We start from the raw sequence: 14300 nt of genomic DNA on the forward strand, positions 1-14300 counted from the left end.
ACCTCTGGGTAACACCCGTGCAGCGACTTTCTGTCCGGCTCGGGGCCATCTGGCTCTCGCATACTGGTCCCATGGAAAGAACGGCAGCCCACGCGTCCGAAAACCACCCCGCGCGAACCCGCACCGACCCCGAGCCGCCGCCGCCCGGCGGGGTCCTGTGGACCAACGCGGGGGACATCCGGTCCCTGCTGACGCTGCCGGCCGCGTTCACCCTGCAGGTCGCCCACCCCGCCGTCGGGGCCGGAGTGGACCAGTACTCGGTCTTCCGCACCGACCCCTGGGGCCGCGGCGAGCGCTCCCTGCGCTCGGTCCAGCTGTGGGTGTACGGCGGGGAGGCCGCGGCCGAGGAGGGCCGCCGGGTCCGCCGCGTGCACAAGGAGATCCAGGGCACCGACACACGGGGGCGGCGCTACCACTCCCTCGACCCGGCCTGCTACGCCTGGGTGCACGCCACCGGCTTCCCGGTCGCCCTGTACGCCGGCCGCTACCTGTTCCGCCGCATCACCCCCGCCCAGGAGCGCCAGCTCTACCGGGAGTGGCTCCAGGTGGGCCGGATCCTCGGCCTGCACGACCGGGACATGCCGCAGACCATCGAGGAGTACTGGGTCTACTGGGGCCGGATGCTGGCCGAGGAGATCGAGCCCACCCGCGTCGCCCGCGAGCTGGTCGCCACCGACGTGCCCGTGCCCCGGCCCGAGGCCGGCTCGCTCGCCGTGCGGCTGCTGCTGCGGCTCACCTGGCCGCTGCTGCGCGTGGCGTTCCTGCGCCTGCGGGCCTTCGTCACCGTCGGGTACATGCCGCCCGAGGCGCGCGCCGCGATCGGGCTGGAGTGGAGCCCGGCCCAGGAGCGCAGGCTCCGGCGGTTCAGCACGGCCCTGCGGCTCCTCGTACCGCTGCTGCCGGAGCGGCTGCGGTACCTGCCCATAGCGCGGGCGGCGCGCGCCCGGTGGCGCGCCGCCCGCTGACGGGACTCAGTGCCCGCCGTGCTCCGCGTGCTCGTGGATCGCGTTCGTCTCCGCGATCTTCTTCCAGGACTTCGGCTCGGCCTTCGCCGCCGGGGCCGCCTGCAGTGAGCGGGCCGCGGGGCTCGAAGCCGTGGTGCCCAGCGCCGAGGCGTCCGGCTTGCCGGGGGTGTACAGCCAGGTCTGGAAGAGCTGGTTCAGGGGCTGGCCGGAGACCTTCTCCGCGTACGAGACGAAGTCCGCGACCTTCGCGTTGCCGTAGGCGCGCTCGGTCGGCCAGCCCTTCAGGATCTGGAAGAACTTCTCGTCGCCGATGTGGTTGCGCAGCGCCTGCAGAGCGATCCCGCCACGGTCGTAGACGGCCCCGTGGAACTGGTTCTCCGGACCGGGGTCACCCGGCTTGACCTGCCAGAACGGGTCCTCCGCAGGGCGCAGGGAGTACGCCCAGTCGGCGAGCTCCTGCGCGGTGCCCTCGCCCTCCTTCTCCGACCACAGCCACTGGCTGTAGCGGGCGAAGCCCTCGTTGATCCAGATGTCCTTCCAGCCGTCGACGGACACGCTGTCGCCGTACCACTGGTGGGCCAGCTCGTGCACGACGACCGAGACGTTGGCGCCGTTCTGGAACTGCCGGGGGCCGTAGAACGGCCGCGTCTGCGTCTCCAGGGCGTAGCCGGCGCTCACGTTCGGCACGTAGCCGCCCAGGGCGTTGAAGGGGTACGGCCCGAAGACCCCCTCCAGCCACTCCGCGACCTCGCCGGTGCGCTCCACGCTCGCGCGCGCCGCCCCCGCGTTGTCGCCGAGGTCCTTGCTGTACGCGTTGAGGACCGGCAGCCCGCTCGCCGTCTTGTCGGTGGTGATGTCGAACTTGCCGACGGCCAGCGTGGCCAGGTACGTGGCCTGCGGCTTGTTGGAGCGCCAGTTGTAGCGGGTCCAGCCGAGCTTCGAGGTCTGCGACTGGAGCACGCCGTTGCTGATCGCCTGGGTGCCGTCCGGGACGTTGACGGAGACGTCGAAGGTGGCCTTGTCGAGCGGGTGGTCGTTGCTCGGGAACCACCAGACCGCCGAGTCCGGCTCCTGCGCGGCCACGCCGCCGTCCGGGGTGCGCTGCCAGGCCGACCAGCCGTCCACCTTGAACTCCGAGGGCTTCCCGGCGTACTTGACGACCACCGTCAGCGGCGTGTTGCGCGCCAGCGGCTTCGACGGGGTCACCTCCAGCTCCTGGGTGCCGGACTTGGCGAAGGTCGCCTTGGCGCCGTTGACCCGGATCTCGCTGACCTGGAGGCCGAAGTCCAGGTTGAAGCGGGACAGGTCCTGCTTGGCGGTGGCGAGGAGGGTGGCGGTGCCCTCCAGCAGGTCCGTCTTCGGCTGGTACTGCAGCCGCAGGTCGTAGTGGGACACGTCGTATCCGCCGTTGCCGCTGGCCGGGTAGTAGGGATCGCCGATACCCGGGGCGCCCGGACCGGCACTCGCCGCCGACGCCGGGATCACCAGCAGCAGGGAAGCGGCGAGCACGCTCGGGGCGATGACTTTGCGGTGCACGAATGGCTCCAAGTGGTAGGGGAGACAGCTCGGTTCAGGGTCTTGTCGCTCGACCGTATTCACCCCTGGGGGCTCACGTCATGTCCATGGCCCCTCCTGTCACACGATCGCCATTCGGCCGTCACGGACGGAGGGCCCCACGACGCGACGGCGCCGCGCCAGGGTCCGTGGCCTGCGACGCAGCCGCCGAACGCCCCATCGGTGAGGGCGCCGGGGGCGAGAAATCCGGCCTGGCGGATGGCTGAATCGAGCGAGGTGCCGAGCCGCCGGTTTCGGCGGGGCCGGGTGTGTGCCGGGGCGTCCCCGCAGGGCGCCGAACGCAACACCGCCGCAATCCCCGACCCCTCGCCACGTTCGGCGCCCGAGGAGACGCCCCGGCGCGCGCCCGGTTCCGCCGAAGCCGGCCCCACCGAAGCCGCCCCCACCGAAGCCGGCCCGGCCGAAACCGCCCCACCGAACCCGGCCCGGCCGAAACCGACCCGGCCGAAACCGACCCCGCGGTCACCGTGAGATCCGCACCACCCACCCCGCCCCTACCCGACATACCAAGCAGTCGGTAACCTGCGGCGCATGACGCTTCCCCCGCTCGCCGCACGGCACTGCTGGCACGCAGCGATCAACCCGCTGCACTCCACCATCTACTTCTCGCCGGACACGGCCAAGGAGTTCGCCGCCCTCGGGATCACCGACCCCGTCGCCGTCAACCTCGCACACCGGTCCGCGGCCATGGGCGCCGTCGGAGCGGGCACGGTGACGGCCGCCTTCTACAACTACCGCCACGACCTCGTCGCCCGGCACCTGCCCGCCGTCTGGGACACCGCCACCCCCGAGCAGGCGCTCGCCGCCCGCCTGCGGACCGCCGACAGCACCCTGCGCCGGCTCCTCGGCGCCGAGACCATCGCCTCGCCCGAGCTCGCCGAGGCCGCCGACCTGGCCATGCGCGCCACGGAGGGCTGTACCCGCCACGCCCGCCCCCTCTACGCGGCCCACGCCGACCTTCCCGTACCCGAGGAGCCGCACCTGCGCCTCTGGCACGCCACCACCCTGCTGCGCGAGCACCGCGGCGACGGCCACCTCGCCGCCCTGCTCCTCGCGGACCTGGACCCGCTGGAGGCCCTGGTCAGCCACACCGCCACCGGCAAGGGCATGACCCCGAAGTGGCTCAAGGCCATCCGCGGCTGGGAGCAGTCCGACCTGGACGCCGCCGCCGGCCGGCTGCGCGAGCGCGGGATCCTCGACGCGGACGGCGAGCTCACCGAGGAGGGCAAGGCCGTGCGCGGGCGCCTGGAGGCCGACACCGACCGACTCGACGCCGCCCCCTACGAGCACCTCGGCGAGCAGGGCCTGGCCCGGCTCCACGAACTGGGCGGCGGCCTCGTCATGAAGGCGTTCGGCGCCGGGGCCTTCCCGGCAGACCTCCTCGGCAAGCGCTGACGCAGGGCCCCGAAGCAGCCACCGAGGGGCGGCGACGGGCAGGGCTCCCGCCGTCCGCCACCGCCACCTGCCACAATTGGCAGCCTTCCAGTGCAAACGAAGGCAGGCGGGACCCGATCGTGACGACGTCCATCGAAGGCAGGATCGCCGAGGAGCTCGGCGTACGGGAGCGGCAGGTCAAGGCCGCCGTCGAGCTGCTCGACGGCGGCTCCACCGTGCCGTTCATCGCGCGCTACCGCAAGGAAGCGACCGAGATGCTCGACGACGCCCAGCTGCGCACCCTCGAGGAGCGGCTGCGGTATCTGCGCGAGCTGGAGGACCGGCGCGCGGCGATCCTGGACTCCGTACGGGAGCAGGGCAAGCTCGACGCCGAGCTGGAGGCGCGGATCAACGCGGCCGACACCAAGGCCCGGCTGGAGGACATCTACCTGCCCTTCAAGCCCAAGCGGCGCACCAAGGCGCAGATCGCCCGCGAGGCCGGCTTGGAGCCGCTCGCCGAAGGACTGCTGGCCGACCCCTCCGTCGAACCGGCTGCCGCCGCGGCCGCGTTCGTCGACGCCGACAAGGGCGTCGCCGACCCGGCCGCCGCCCTGGAGGGCGCCCGGGCCATCCTCACCGAGCGGTTCGGCGAGGACGCCGACCTGATCGGCGAACTGCGCGAGCGCATGTGGGGCCGCGGCCGGCTCGCCGCGAAGGTCCGCGAGGGCAAGGAGGAGGCGGGCGCCAAGTTCGCCGACTACTTCGACTTCACCGAGCCGTTCACCGCGCTGCCCTCGCACCGCGTCCTCGCCATGCTGCGTGGCGAGAAGGAGGACGTCCTCAGCCTGGAGCTGGAGCCGGAGGAGCCGAGCGAGACGCCCGGGCCGTCCACGTACGAGGGCATGATCGCCCGCCGCTTCGGGGTGGCCGACCGCGGCCGCCCCGGCGACAAGTGGCTGGCCGACACGGTCCGCTGGGCTTGGCGTACGAAGGTCCAGGTGCACCTCGGCATCGACCTGCGGACCCGGCTGCGCGCCGCCGCCGAGGACGAGGCCGTACGGGTCTTCGCGTCGAACCTGCGCGATCTGCTCCTCGCGGCGCCCGCCGGCACCCGGGCGACGCTCGGACTGGACCCGGGCTTCCGTACCGGAGTGAAGGTCGCCGTCGTGGACGCGACCGGCAAGGTCGTGGCCACGGACGTGATCTACCCGCACGTGCCCGCCAACAAGTGGGACGAGTCCCTCGCCAAACTGGCCCGCCTCGCGAAGGAGCACGCCGTCGAGCTGGTCGCCATCGGCAACGGCACCGCCTCCCGTGAGACCGACAAGCTCGCCGGGGACCTCATCACGCGCCACCCCGAGCTGAACCTCACCAAGGTGATGGTCTCCGAGGCGGGCGCCTCCGTGTACTCGGCCTCCGCCTTCGCCTCGCAGGAACTCCCCGGCATGGACGTGTCGTTGCGCGGCGCGGTCTCCATCGCCCGCCGCCTCCAGGACCCGCTCGCCGAGCTGGTCAAGATCGACCCGAAGTCGATCGGCGTCGGCCAGTACCAGCACGACCTGTCCGAGGTGAAGCTCTCCCGCTCGCTCGACGCGGTCGTCGAGGACTGTGTGAACGGCGTCGGGGTGGACGTCAACACCGCCTCCGCGCCGCTGCTTTCGCGGGTGTCGGGCATCAGCGGCACCCTCGCCGAGAACATCGTGTCGCACCGCGACGCCAACGGCCCCTTCCGCAGCCGCAAGGGGCTCAAGGACGTGGCCCGCCTCGGCCCGAAGGCGTACGAGCAGTGCGCGGGCTTCCTGCGGATCCGCGGCGGGGACGACCCGCTGGACTCCTCGGCCGTGCACCCCGAGGCCTACCCGGTCGTCCGGGCGATGGGCAAGACGGCGGGCGGCGAGGTCGCGGCCCTGATCGGCAACACCTCGGTGCTGCGTTCCCTGCGGCCGGAGCAGTTCGTCACCGAGGCCTTCGGTCTGCCCACGGTCACCGACATCCTCCGGGAGCTGGAGAAGCCGGGGCGCGACCCGCGCCCCGCCTTCAAGACGGCGACCTTCAAGGAGGGCGTGGAGAAGATCGGCGACCTGGCTCCGGGGATGATCCTGGAGGGCGTGGTCACCAACGTGGCGGCCTTCGGCGCCTTCATCGACATCGGCGTCCACCAGGACGGGCTCGCGCACGTCTCGGCGCTGTCGAAGAACTTCGTCAAGGACCCCCGGGACGTGGTCAAGCCGGGCGACATCGTCCGCGTGAAGGTCATGGACGTGGACATCCCACGCAAGCGGATCTCGCTGACCCTGCGGCTGGAGGACGAGGCCGGGGCGGAGCGCGGCGCCGGCGCTCCCCGGCAGCGCGATGACCGGCGGGGCGGCGGCGGTGCCCGTCCTCCGCAGCAGCGCGGCCAGGGTCAGGGCCAGGGCGGTCAGGGCCAGCGTGGCCAGGGCCAGGGCGGCCAGGGCCAGGGCGGCCAGGGTCAGGGCCGTCGGCAGGGCGGCGGCGCCCCCGCACCCGCCCCGGCGAACAGCGCGATGGCGGACGCCCTGCGCCGCGCCGGCCTCACCAGCCCCGAGGAGCGCCGCAAGCGGTAGGAGTCGCAGGTCAGCCCGGGCCGGCGCGTTGTAGCCACCGGGCGTGTGAGGGTCTTCGTACGCAGTGGCCGAATAGGTTCCCCACCTGGGGACTTGCCTTGCCAACTCCCGTACAAGATCTGTAGGCATGGTGGAACGCCCGTTCGTCACCCGGCGGACGGGCTTCCGCATTTCCCCCCTCAGGACCGCGTTCCCCGGGGCCGCCTTGAAGGCACAGGACGTCATGCCCATGCCCATACACGCCTACCGACGCTGTCCCGGAAAGGGTCCGAAGAGGGATCACATGCCTCAGCGGCAAGTCAGCATTCGCAAACGGTGCGAGAACATTCTCGGCCATCTGGATCTGCCCCATCCGTTCTCCCTCGACGAGCTGTGCCACCGGATCGCCGAGCGGCGCGGCCGCCCCATTCGACTCCACCCCCTCCCCAAGGAGGCGGCGGAGTCGGGAGTGTGCGGACTGTGGGTGGGCACGACCAGCGTCGACTACGTCTTCTACGAGGCGCAGACCACCCCGCTGCACCGGGAGCACATCGTGCTCCACGAGCTCGGCCACATCCTCTTCGGCCACAACTCGCTGGAGGGCGAGGAGACCGACGGCAGCGCCCCCACCGTGCTCGGGCGCACCAACTACACCACCCGTCAGGAACAGGAGGCGGAGATGCTCGCCAGCATGATCCGCATCCGCACGGCGAACACCGGCCCGCGGTCGGCCGCCCCCGCCCGCGGCACCCTGGCACGCCTGGAGTCCGCCATGGGATACGTGCGGGGCAACGATGGCAGCTGACCTGACCGCCTTCGGCAACTCGCTCGCCGTCCCCAGCGTGGTGTGCCTGTGGATCGCGGTCCTGCTCCGCGCCCCCGGCGCCCTGCGCTCCCCGCAGCAGCGCGGACTGTGGCTGGCCGTGGCCACCGCGGCCACCGCAATGACCCTGAACCTGCCCGACGTGGTCGCGTACGCGATGCGCCGCGGCCCCGACTACGCCCACGCCATCGGGCTCTCCCGCAACGTCATCGGCGTGCTGTCGGCGGGCGCCGTGCTCTACTTCGTGGCCGCCACCACCCGGGGCCGCCGGCTCCAACTCGCCGCCTGCGTCGCGACCGTGGGGTGGCTCGCCGCCCTCCTGGCCCTGGACGCGGCCGCCCCCTCGCACGGCAGCCACAGCATGCCGCCCGTCGGTGACCCGGTGCCCTCCCTCCCGTACTGGCTGGTGCTGATCTCCGCGCACGTGATCGCCAACACCGTGTGCGTGGCCCTGTGCTGGCGCTACAGCCGCCGCACCGAGAGCCGCGGCCTGGCCGCCGGGCTGCGGCTGTTCGGCCTCGGCACCGCGCTCGCCGGAGTGTTCTGGCTGGCGTACCTGCTCAAGGCCCTGTTCGCCAGCACCTGGGCGATGCCCGCCCTGCCGCTGCTGATGAACCTGCACGGCCTGCTGCGCGCCGCCGCGATCCTCGTGCCGACCCTGTTCACCCTCCACCGCACCCTCACCGACCTCGCCACCGCCTGGCAGCTGTGGCCGTTGTGGCGCGACCTGGTCCAGGCGGTCCCGCACGTCGCCCTCAACAAGCCGCGCGCCGGGCGGGTGGTGGAGCTGCTCTGGCCGCCGGTCCCGCGCAACCTGCTGGTGTACCGCAAGGTCATCGAGACGCGCGACGCGATCCTGATCCTGGGGGAGTACGTGGCCCCGGGCGCCCTCGAGCACGCCCGCGGCGACGCCGCCGCGCACGGGGTCCCCGAACAGCGGCGCACCGCGGCCGCGCTGGCCCGCGTACTGAGGGAGGCGCGGCAGGCGAAGCTCGACGGGCTGCCCGGGCAGCCGGGCGAGGCCGCCGCGCTGGAGCTGCCCGCCGCGATCCACACCTCGCAGGAGGGCGGGGACCTGGCCGACGAGGCCCGGTTCCTCGTCGACGTCGCCCAGGCGTACGCCTCGCCGGGCACAACGCCGGGCACGACAAGGAAGTGAAGCCGTCTTGACGACCGTACTGATCACAGGGGCCAGCGCCGGACTGGGCGCCGCCTTCGCACGGGGCTTCGCGGCCAAGGGCTGCGACCTGGTCCTCGTCGCCCGCGACAAGGACCGCCTGGACGCCGTCGCCGACGCTCTGGCCCGGGAGTACGGCACCGACTCCGAGGTGCTGCCCGCCGACCTGCTCGACGCCGGGGACTGCGCGGCGGTCGCCGAGCGGCTCGCCGACCGGGCCCGGCCCGTGGACATCCTGGTCAACAACGCGGGCTTCGGGCTGCCCGCGCCCTTCCCGTACAGCCCGGTCGAGGACGAGGAGCGGATGCTCGACCTGCTGGTCAAGGTCCCGCTCCGGCTCACCCACGCCGCGCTGCCCGGGCTGCGCGAACGCCGCCGGGGCGCGGTGCTCAACGTGTCCTCGGTGGCCGGGCTCCTGCCGACCGGGACGTACGGGGCCGCCAAGGCCTGGATCACCGCGTTCAGCGAGTCGCTCCGGGTGGACATGGAGCCGTACGGGGTCCGGGTACTGGCGGTGGTCCCCGGATTCACCCGCACCGAGTTCCAGGAGCGCGCCGGCATGGACGTCAGCGCGCTGCGCGACGCGGTCTGGCTGGAACCGGAGGCCGTGGTCGCCCAGGCCCTGAAGGACCTCGCCCTGCGCCGCCCGGTCAGCATCACGGGCCGCCGCTACCGCGCGTACGCCCTGGCGGCCCGCCACCTCCCGCGCGGCTTCGTGGCCCGCAAGATGGCCCGCAAGCGGCGGCCCCCGGCCGACCTGGACGCGTGATCCCGCCCGTGGACCGAGCCCGCGAGGCCGCCGCTACAGCTCGATGACCTTGCCGCCCGAGACCTCCAGGCGGCAAGCCCGCGAGGCCGCCGCTACAGCTCGATGACCTTGCCGCCCGAGACCTCCAGGCGGCGGGTCACGTGGACGGCGTCCAGCATGCGGCGGTCGTGGGTGACCAGCAGGAGGGTGCCCTCGTAGGCGTCGAGGGCGGCCTCCAGCTGCTCGATCGCCGGGAGGTCCAGGTGGTTGGTCGGCTCGTCCAGGACCAGCAGGTTCACCCCGCGGCCCTGGAGCAGGGCCAGGGCGGCGCGGGTGCGCTCGCCCGGGGAGAGGGTGGCGGCCGGGCGCGTCACGTGGGCCGCCTTCAGGCCGAACTTCGCCAGCAGGGTGCGCACTTCGGCCGGCTCGGTCTCCGGGACCGCCGCACAGAAGGCCTCCAGCAGCGGCTCGTCGCCCAGGAACAGGCCGCGGGCCTGGTCCACCTCGCCGACCAGGACGCCGGAGCCGAGGGTGGCGGAGCCGGAGTCCGGGGTCAGCCGGCCCAGCAGTACGGCGAGGAGGGTGGACTTGCCGGCGCCGTTGGCCCCGGTGATCGCCACCCGGTCCGCCCAGTCGATCTGCAGGCTGGCCGGGCCGAAATCGAAGTCCCCGCGCCGGACGGCCGCCTCGCGCAGGGTGGCCACCACCGAGCCGGAGCGCGGGGCGGCCGCGATCTCCATGCGCAGCTCCCACTCCTTGCGCGGCTCGTCGACGACCTCCAGGCGCTCGATCGCCCGCTGCGTCTGGCGGGCCTTCGCGGCCTGCTTCTCGCTGGACTCGCCGCGCAGGTTCTTGCCGATCTTGTCGTTGTCGCTCGCCTTGCGGCGGGCGTTGCGCACGCCCTTGTCCATCCAGTTGCGCTGCATCTGCGCCCGGCCTTCGAGCGCGGACTTCTTGCCCGCGTACTCGTCGAACTCCTCGCGGGCGTGGCTGCGGGCCCGCTCCCGCTCCTCCAGGTAGGACTCGTACCCGCCGCCGTAGAGGTTGATCTGCTGCTGCGCCAGGTCGAGTTCGAGGACCTTGGTGACGGTCCGCGTCAGGAACTCGCGGTCGTGGCTGATCACGACCGTGCCCGCGCGCAGCCCCTTGACGAACCGCTCCAGCCGTTCCAGACCCTCCAGGTCCAGGTCGTTGGTGGGCTCGTCGAGCAGGAAGACGTCGTAACGGGAGAGGAGCAGCGAGGCGAGGCCCGCGCGGGCCGCCTGGCCGCCGGAGAGCGCCGTCATGGGCAGGTCCAGACCCACGGTGAGGCCGAGCTCGGCGGCGACCTCCTCGGCCCGCTCGTCGAGGTCCGCGCCGCCGAGGTCCAGCCACCGGTCCAGCGCGGTCGCGTACGCGTCGTCCGCGCCCGGCGTCCCGTCCACCAGGCCCTGCGTGGCCGCGTCGAGCTCCGCCTGGGCGGTGGCCACGCCCGTACGGCGGGCCAGGAAGTCCCGTACCGACTCCGAGGGCCGGCGCTCCGGCTCCTGCGGGAGGTGGCCGACGGCGGCGGTGGGCGGGGAGAGCCGCAGCTCCCCGGTCTCGGGGGTGTCCAGGCCGGCGAGCAGGCGCAGCAGCGTGGACTTCCCGGCGCCGTTCACGCCGACGAGGCCGATGACGTCGCCGGGGGCGACGACGAGGTCGAGATCGGCGAAGAGCGTGCGCTCACCGTGCGCGGCGGTGAGCTTCTTGGCGACGAGGGTTGCAGTCATGATGTGCCGATCCTATCGGCCGGGGCCGGACGCCCCGTCGTGGCCGGATAGGTGGGAAGCACGTCATTGCAGCCATCGCGCCCGGCGGACCACCATGAGGCCATGTCGTTGTCGCCGCGAAACGTGCTCGTCGTGCTCTACGACGGGGTGCAGAGCCTTGACGTGACCGGGCCGGTGGAGGTGTTTGCCGCGACCGGGCACTTTCCGGGGCGGGCGGGCTACGCGATCCGGACGGTGTCGCCGGGCGGCGCGCCCGTGCGCACGAGCAGCGGGCTGACGCTGGTGCCGGACGGGGACCTGGAGAGCGCCCGGCCGGGGGCCGGGACCACGCTGCTGGTGCCCGGGGGCCGGTACAGGGCCGACTTCGAGCCGCGGCTCACCGAGTGGCTCCGCGCCTACGGGGGTGGGGCGGAGCGGCTGGTGTCCGTGTGCACGGGCGGGCTGCTGCTGGCCGAGGCGGGGCTGCTGGACGGGCGGCGCGCGACGACGCACTGGTACGCGTGCGAGCAAATGGCGCGGGACTACCCGGCCGTCCTGGTGGAGCCGGACCCGATCTACGTACGGGACGGGCCCGTGGCCACCTCGGCCGGGGTCACGGCGGGGATCGACCTCGCGCTCGCGCTGGTGGAGGAGGACCACGGGCGGGACATCGCACTGGCGATCGCCCGGCATCTGGTGGTGTTCCTGCGCAGACCGGGCAACCAGGCGCAGTTCAGCGCGCAGCTGGCGGCCCAGACGGCGCAGCGGGAGCCGCTGCGGGAGGTGCAGCACTGGATCACCGAGCACCCGGGCGGGGACCTGAGCGTCGAGACCCTCGCGGCCCGCGCCCGGCTCTCGCCGCGGCACTTCGCCCGTGCCTTCCAGGCGGAGACGGGGGTGACGCCGGGGCGGTACGTGGAACGGGTCCGGGTGGAACACGCCCGCCGCCTGCTGGAGGAGAGCGGGGAGGGGGTCGCACAGATCTCCCGGGCCTGCGGCTACGGCACGCCGGAGGCCCTGCGCCGCGCCTTCCTGAAGACCTTGGGCCAATCCCCGGCCGAATACCGCCGCCGCTTCGGCCCACCCGCAACCCACTGAACAATCCCGCCCCAGACCCCCGGGCTTTGCCCGGAACCCCCGGGGCTCCGCCCCAGACCCCCGGGCTTTGCCCGGAACCCCCGGGGCTCCGCCCCAGACCCCCGGGCTTCGCCCGGAACCCCCGGGCTTCCACCCGCCGGGCTTTGCCCACTCCCTGGGGCTTCGCCCAGACCCCGGGCTTCGCCCACCCGCCGGGCTTCGCCCCAGACCCCGGGCTCCGGCCCAGATTCAGAGCTACCGTCCCGGTATGGGCCGGTTTCGTGATCGTCTACCGCTCCGGAGGAGCCATGCAGATCGCCGTACTGCTCTACGACCGCTTCACCGCCCTCGACGCCATCGGCCCCTTCGACACCCTCGGCCGGCTGGACGGCGCCGAGGTCGTGTTCGTCTCCGAGCGGCCCGGGCCCGTGCGGACCGACAACGGGGCGCTCGCGCTCGTCGCCGACAAGGGGCTCGGCGAGGTGACCCGGCCCGACATCGTCATCGTGCCCGGTGCGCCGCACCCCGAGGTGGAGATGGAGAACCCCGCCGTGATGGAGTGGCTGCGCACGGTCGACGCCACGACCACCTGGACCACCTCGGTGTGCACCGGCTCAATGCTGCTCGCCGCCGCCGGGCTGCTCGACGGGCGGCGGGCCACCAGCCACTGGCTGTTCCTCGACCGGCTGTCGAAGTTCGGGGCCGCGCCCACCGGCGAGCGGGTCGTGTTCGACGGAAAGTACGTCACCGCCGCCGGGGTGTCCGCCGGCATCGACATGGGGCTCACCCTGCTCGGCAAGATCGCCGGCGACGAGTACGCCCAGGCCGTGCAGCTGATGACCGAGTACGACCCGCAGCCGCCCTACGACGCCGGTTCCCCCGACAAGGCTCCGGCCGGGCTCGTCGCCCGGCTGCGCGCGAACAGCCCCCTGAGGTAGCTCACGGAGTCCACGTGAAGGCGGGGGCCCGGCGCTCCAGGAACGCGGCGACACCCTCCGCGGTGTCGTCGCTTCCGGCTGCCTGCTCCTCCCAGTACCCGTCCCGGTCCGTCCGACCGTCCGTGAACTCCTTGGCCGCCGCCTGCGTCAGCTGCGAGCGCGAGGCCAGCACCCGGGTGAACTCGGCCACGCGCTTGTCCAGTTGGCCCGTCGGCAGCAACTCGTTCAGGAACCCGGCGCGCAGCGCCTGGTCCGCGCCGATCAACTCCGCAGAGAAGAGCAGGTACTTGGCCCATGCGGGGCCCACCAGCGCCGCCAACCTCCGGGTGGAGGAGGCCGGGTAGACGATGCCCAGCTTTGCCGGGGTCACCCCGAACGAGGCCCCCTCCTCCGCGAACCGCAGGTCACAGGCCGCCGCCAGCTGGCTGCCGCCGCCCACGCAGAATCCGCGGACCGCCGCCAGCGTCGGCTTCGGGAAGGCGGCCAGGGCGTCCTCCGCCGTCACGGCCAGGGCCCGCAGGTCCTCGTCCCCGGTCAGTGAGGAGATGTCCGCGCCCGCGCAGAAGGTCGCTCCGGCCCCGGTGAGCACGAGCACCCGTACGGCCGGGTCGTCCGCCAGGCTCGCCAGCAGCTCCGGGAGCGCTCGCCACATCGGGGCGGTCATGGCGTTGCGCTTGGCGGGGTGCGAGATGACGACGGTGGCCACCCCGTCGGCGACCGTGTGCAGGAGGGTTCCGTCCAGGGCTGCGTCCATGCGCCGGATGCTATCCCGGGCCGGCAAACCTATGATCAAGGGAGTCCGTCCGGGGGTGCGAGGAGGGCGGGTTTCGTGATCCTGCGCCGCCCCGAGGCGAGCGCGGAGGCGCTGACCATGTTCGCCGCACTGCTCTTCCTCACCGGCGGGGTGTTCCGGCTGGCCGGAGCCCTGGTGGTGCGCGGCGCCAACTTCGGGCTCGCGCTCGTCCAGGGCGCCTTCGGGGTCCTGCTGGGCGTCCTGATCCTCTCCAACTGGCCCGGCAACAGTCTGTACGTGATCGGAACCTTCTTCTCCCTCGCCCTCCTGTTCGACGGCCTGAGCCTGGTGGCCCTGGGCATGGGGGCCCGGCGCATCCTGGGGTTGGTCAGGGAAGACGGGGCGCCGACGGAGGCGGGCGCCGCGGACGGGGCGCGCGAGGCGGCCGAGAAGCGTCCGGCAGAAGATCAGGAACAGTCGAACAACTGACTCTGTCATACGCCAGTGGTCAGAAAGTGTCCGATTGACGCTGACTTCTGGTCAGCGGTCCGGTCCGAACCGGCCCGTTCACCACTCTTGACGCGTGGAGACGATCG

Annotated in this window: 11 protein-coding genes and 1 pseudogene; 9 read left to right on the forward strand and 3 right to left on the reverse strand. The window is 73.0% G+C overall.

Annotated elements, in window-relative coordinates; all coding sequences use genetic code 11:
* The first annotated feature begins 71 nt into the window (after nt 1-71).
* Nucleotides 72-965: an oxygenase MpaB family protein gene (locus ACZ45T_RS27310; RefSeq protein WP_468445740.1), complete on the forward strand. Its 894-nt coding sequence runs from the start codon at nt 72-74 to the stop codon at nt 963-965.
* A 6-nt stretch (nt 966-971) separates the two neighbouring features.
* Here ACZ45T_RS27310 and ACZ45T_RS27315 read toward each other — a convergent pair whose 3' ends face one another.
* Nucleotides 972-2501 carry a M1 family metallopeptidase gene (locus tag ACZ45T_RS27315; RefSeq protein WP_468445742.1) on the reverse strand — a complete coding sequence of 510 codons (1530 nt, stop codon included), beginning with the start codon at nt 2499-2501 and terminating at the stop codon, nt 972-974.
* A 570-nt stretch (nt 2502-3071) separates the two neighbouring features.
* Here ACZ45T_RS27315 and ACZ45T_RS27320 point away from each other — a divergent pair.
* The 5 genes from ACZ45T_RS27320 to ACZ45T_RS27340 all read left to right on the forward strand — a co-directional run bounded on the left by ACZ45T_RS27320 (nt 3072) and on the right by ACZ45T_RS27340 (nt 9247).
* Nucleotides 3072-3935: an SCO6745 family protein gene (locus tag ACZ45T_RS27320; RefSeq protein ID WP_468445744.1), complete on the forward strand. Its 864-nt coding sequence runs from the start codon at nt 3072-3074 to the stop codon at nt 3933-3935.
* A 119-nt stretch (nt 3936-4054) separates the two neighbouring features.
* The gene (locus ACZ45T_RS27325) at nt 4055-6499 is read left to right on the forward strand and encodes a Tex family protein (RefSeq protein ID WP_468445746.1); all 2445 of its coding nucleotides are present in this window, start codon (nt 4055-4057) and stop codon (nt 6497-6499) included.
* A 283-nt stretch (nt 6500-6782) separates the two neighbouring features.
* A complete protein-coding gene (locus tag ACZ45T_RS27330; protein WP_468445748.1) occupies nt 6783-7283 on the forward strand; it encodes a hypothetical protein in 501 nt (166 codons plus the stop codon).
* Nucleotides 7273-8460, forward strand: a complete 1188-nt coding sequence (locus ACZ45T_RS27335) for an MAB_1171c family putative transporter (protein ID WP_468445750.1) — start codon at nt 7273-7275, stop codon at nt 8458-8460. Before ACZ45T_RS27330 ends, ACZ45T_RS27335 begins: the two co-directional genes overlap by 11 nt.
* A 7-nt stretch (nt 8461-8467) precedes the next feature.
* Complete coding sequence (locus tag ACZ45T_RS27340; protein WP_468445752.1) at nt 8468-9247, forward strand: SDR family NAD(P)-dependent oxidoreductase; 780 nt, start codon at nt 8468-8470, stop codon at nt 9245-9247.
* Between the two features lie 92 nt (nt 9248-9339).
* Here the strand turns inward: ACZ45T_RS27340 and ACZ45T_RS27345 are convergent, their stop codons facing one another.
* On the reverse strand, nt 9340-10977 hold the full coding sequence (locus ACZ45T_RS27345; RefSeq protein ID WP_468445755.1) for an ABC-F family ATP-binding cassette domain-containing protein: 1638 nt from the start codon (nt 10975-10977) through the stop codon (nt 9340-9342).
* Between the two features lie 108 nt (nt 10978-11085).
* On the opposite strand from ACZ45T_RS27345, the gene ACZ45T_RS27350 reads away from it, so the two are divergent.
* Nucleotides 11086-12054, forward strand: a complete 969-nt coding sequence (locus ACZ45T_RS27350; RefSeq protein WP_468445807.1) for a GlxA family transcriptional regulator — start codon at nt 11086-11088, stop codon at nt 12052-12054.
* Between the two features lie 287 nt (nt 12055-12341).
* On the forward strand, nt 12342-12971 hold the full coding sequence (locus ACZ45T_RS27355; protein ID WP_468445757.1) for a DJ-1/PfpI family protein: 630 nt from the start codon (nt 12342-12344) through the stop codon (nt 12969-12971).
* A gap of 1 nt (nt 12972) precedes the next feature.
* Here ACZ45T_RS27355 and ACZ45T_RS27360 read toward each other — a convergent pair whose 3' ends face one another.
* Nucleotides 12973-13713, reverse strand: coding sequence for an enoyl-CoA hydratase/isomerase family protein (locus ACZ45T_RS27360; RefSeq protein ID WP_468445809.1), 741 nt, complete (start codon nt 13711-13713; stop codon nt 12973-12975).
* Between the two features lie 78 nt (nt 13714-13791).
* On the opposite strand from ACZ45T_RS27360, the pseudogene ACZ45T_RS27365 reads away from it, so the two are divergent.
* A pseudogene (locus tag ACZ45T_RS27365) lies at nt 13792-14193 on the forward strand (HdeD family acid-resistance protein); the annotation flags it as partial.
* Nucleotides 14194-14300: the final 107 nt, after the last annotated feature.

This window comes from Streptomyces sp. NPDC030995 (assembly GCF_055571215.1).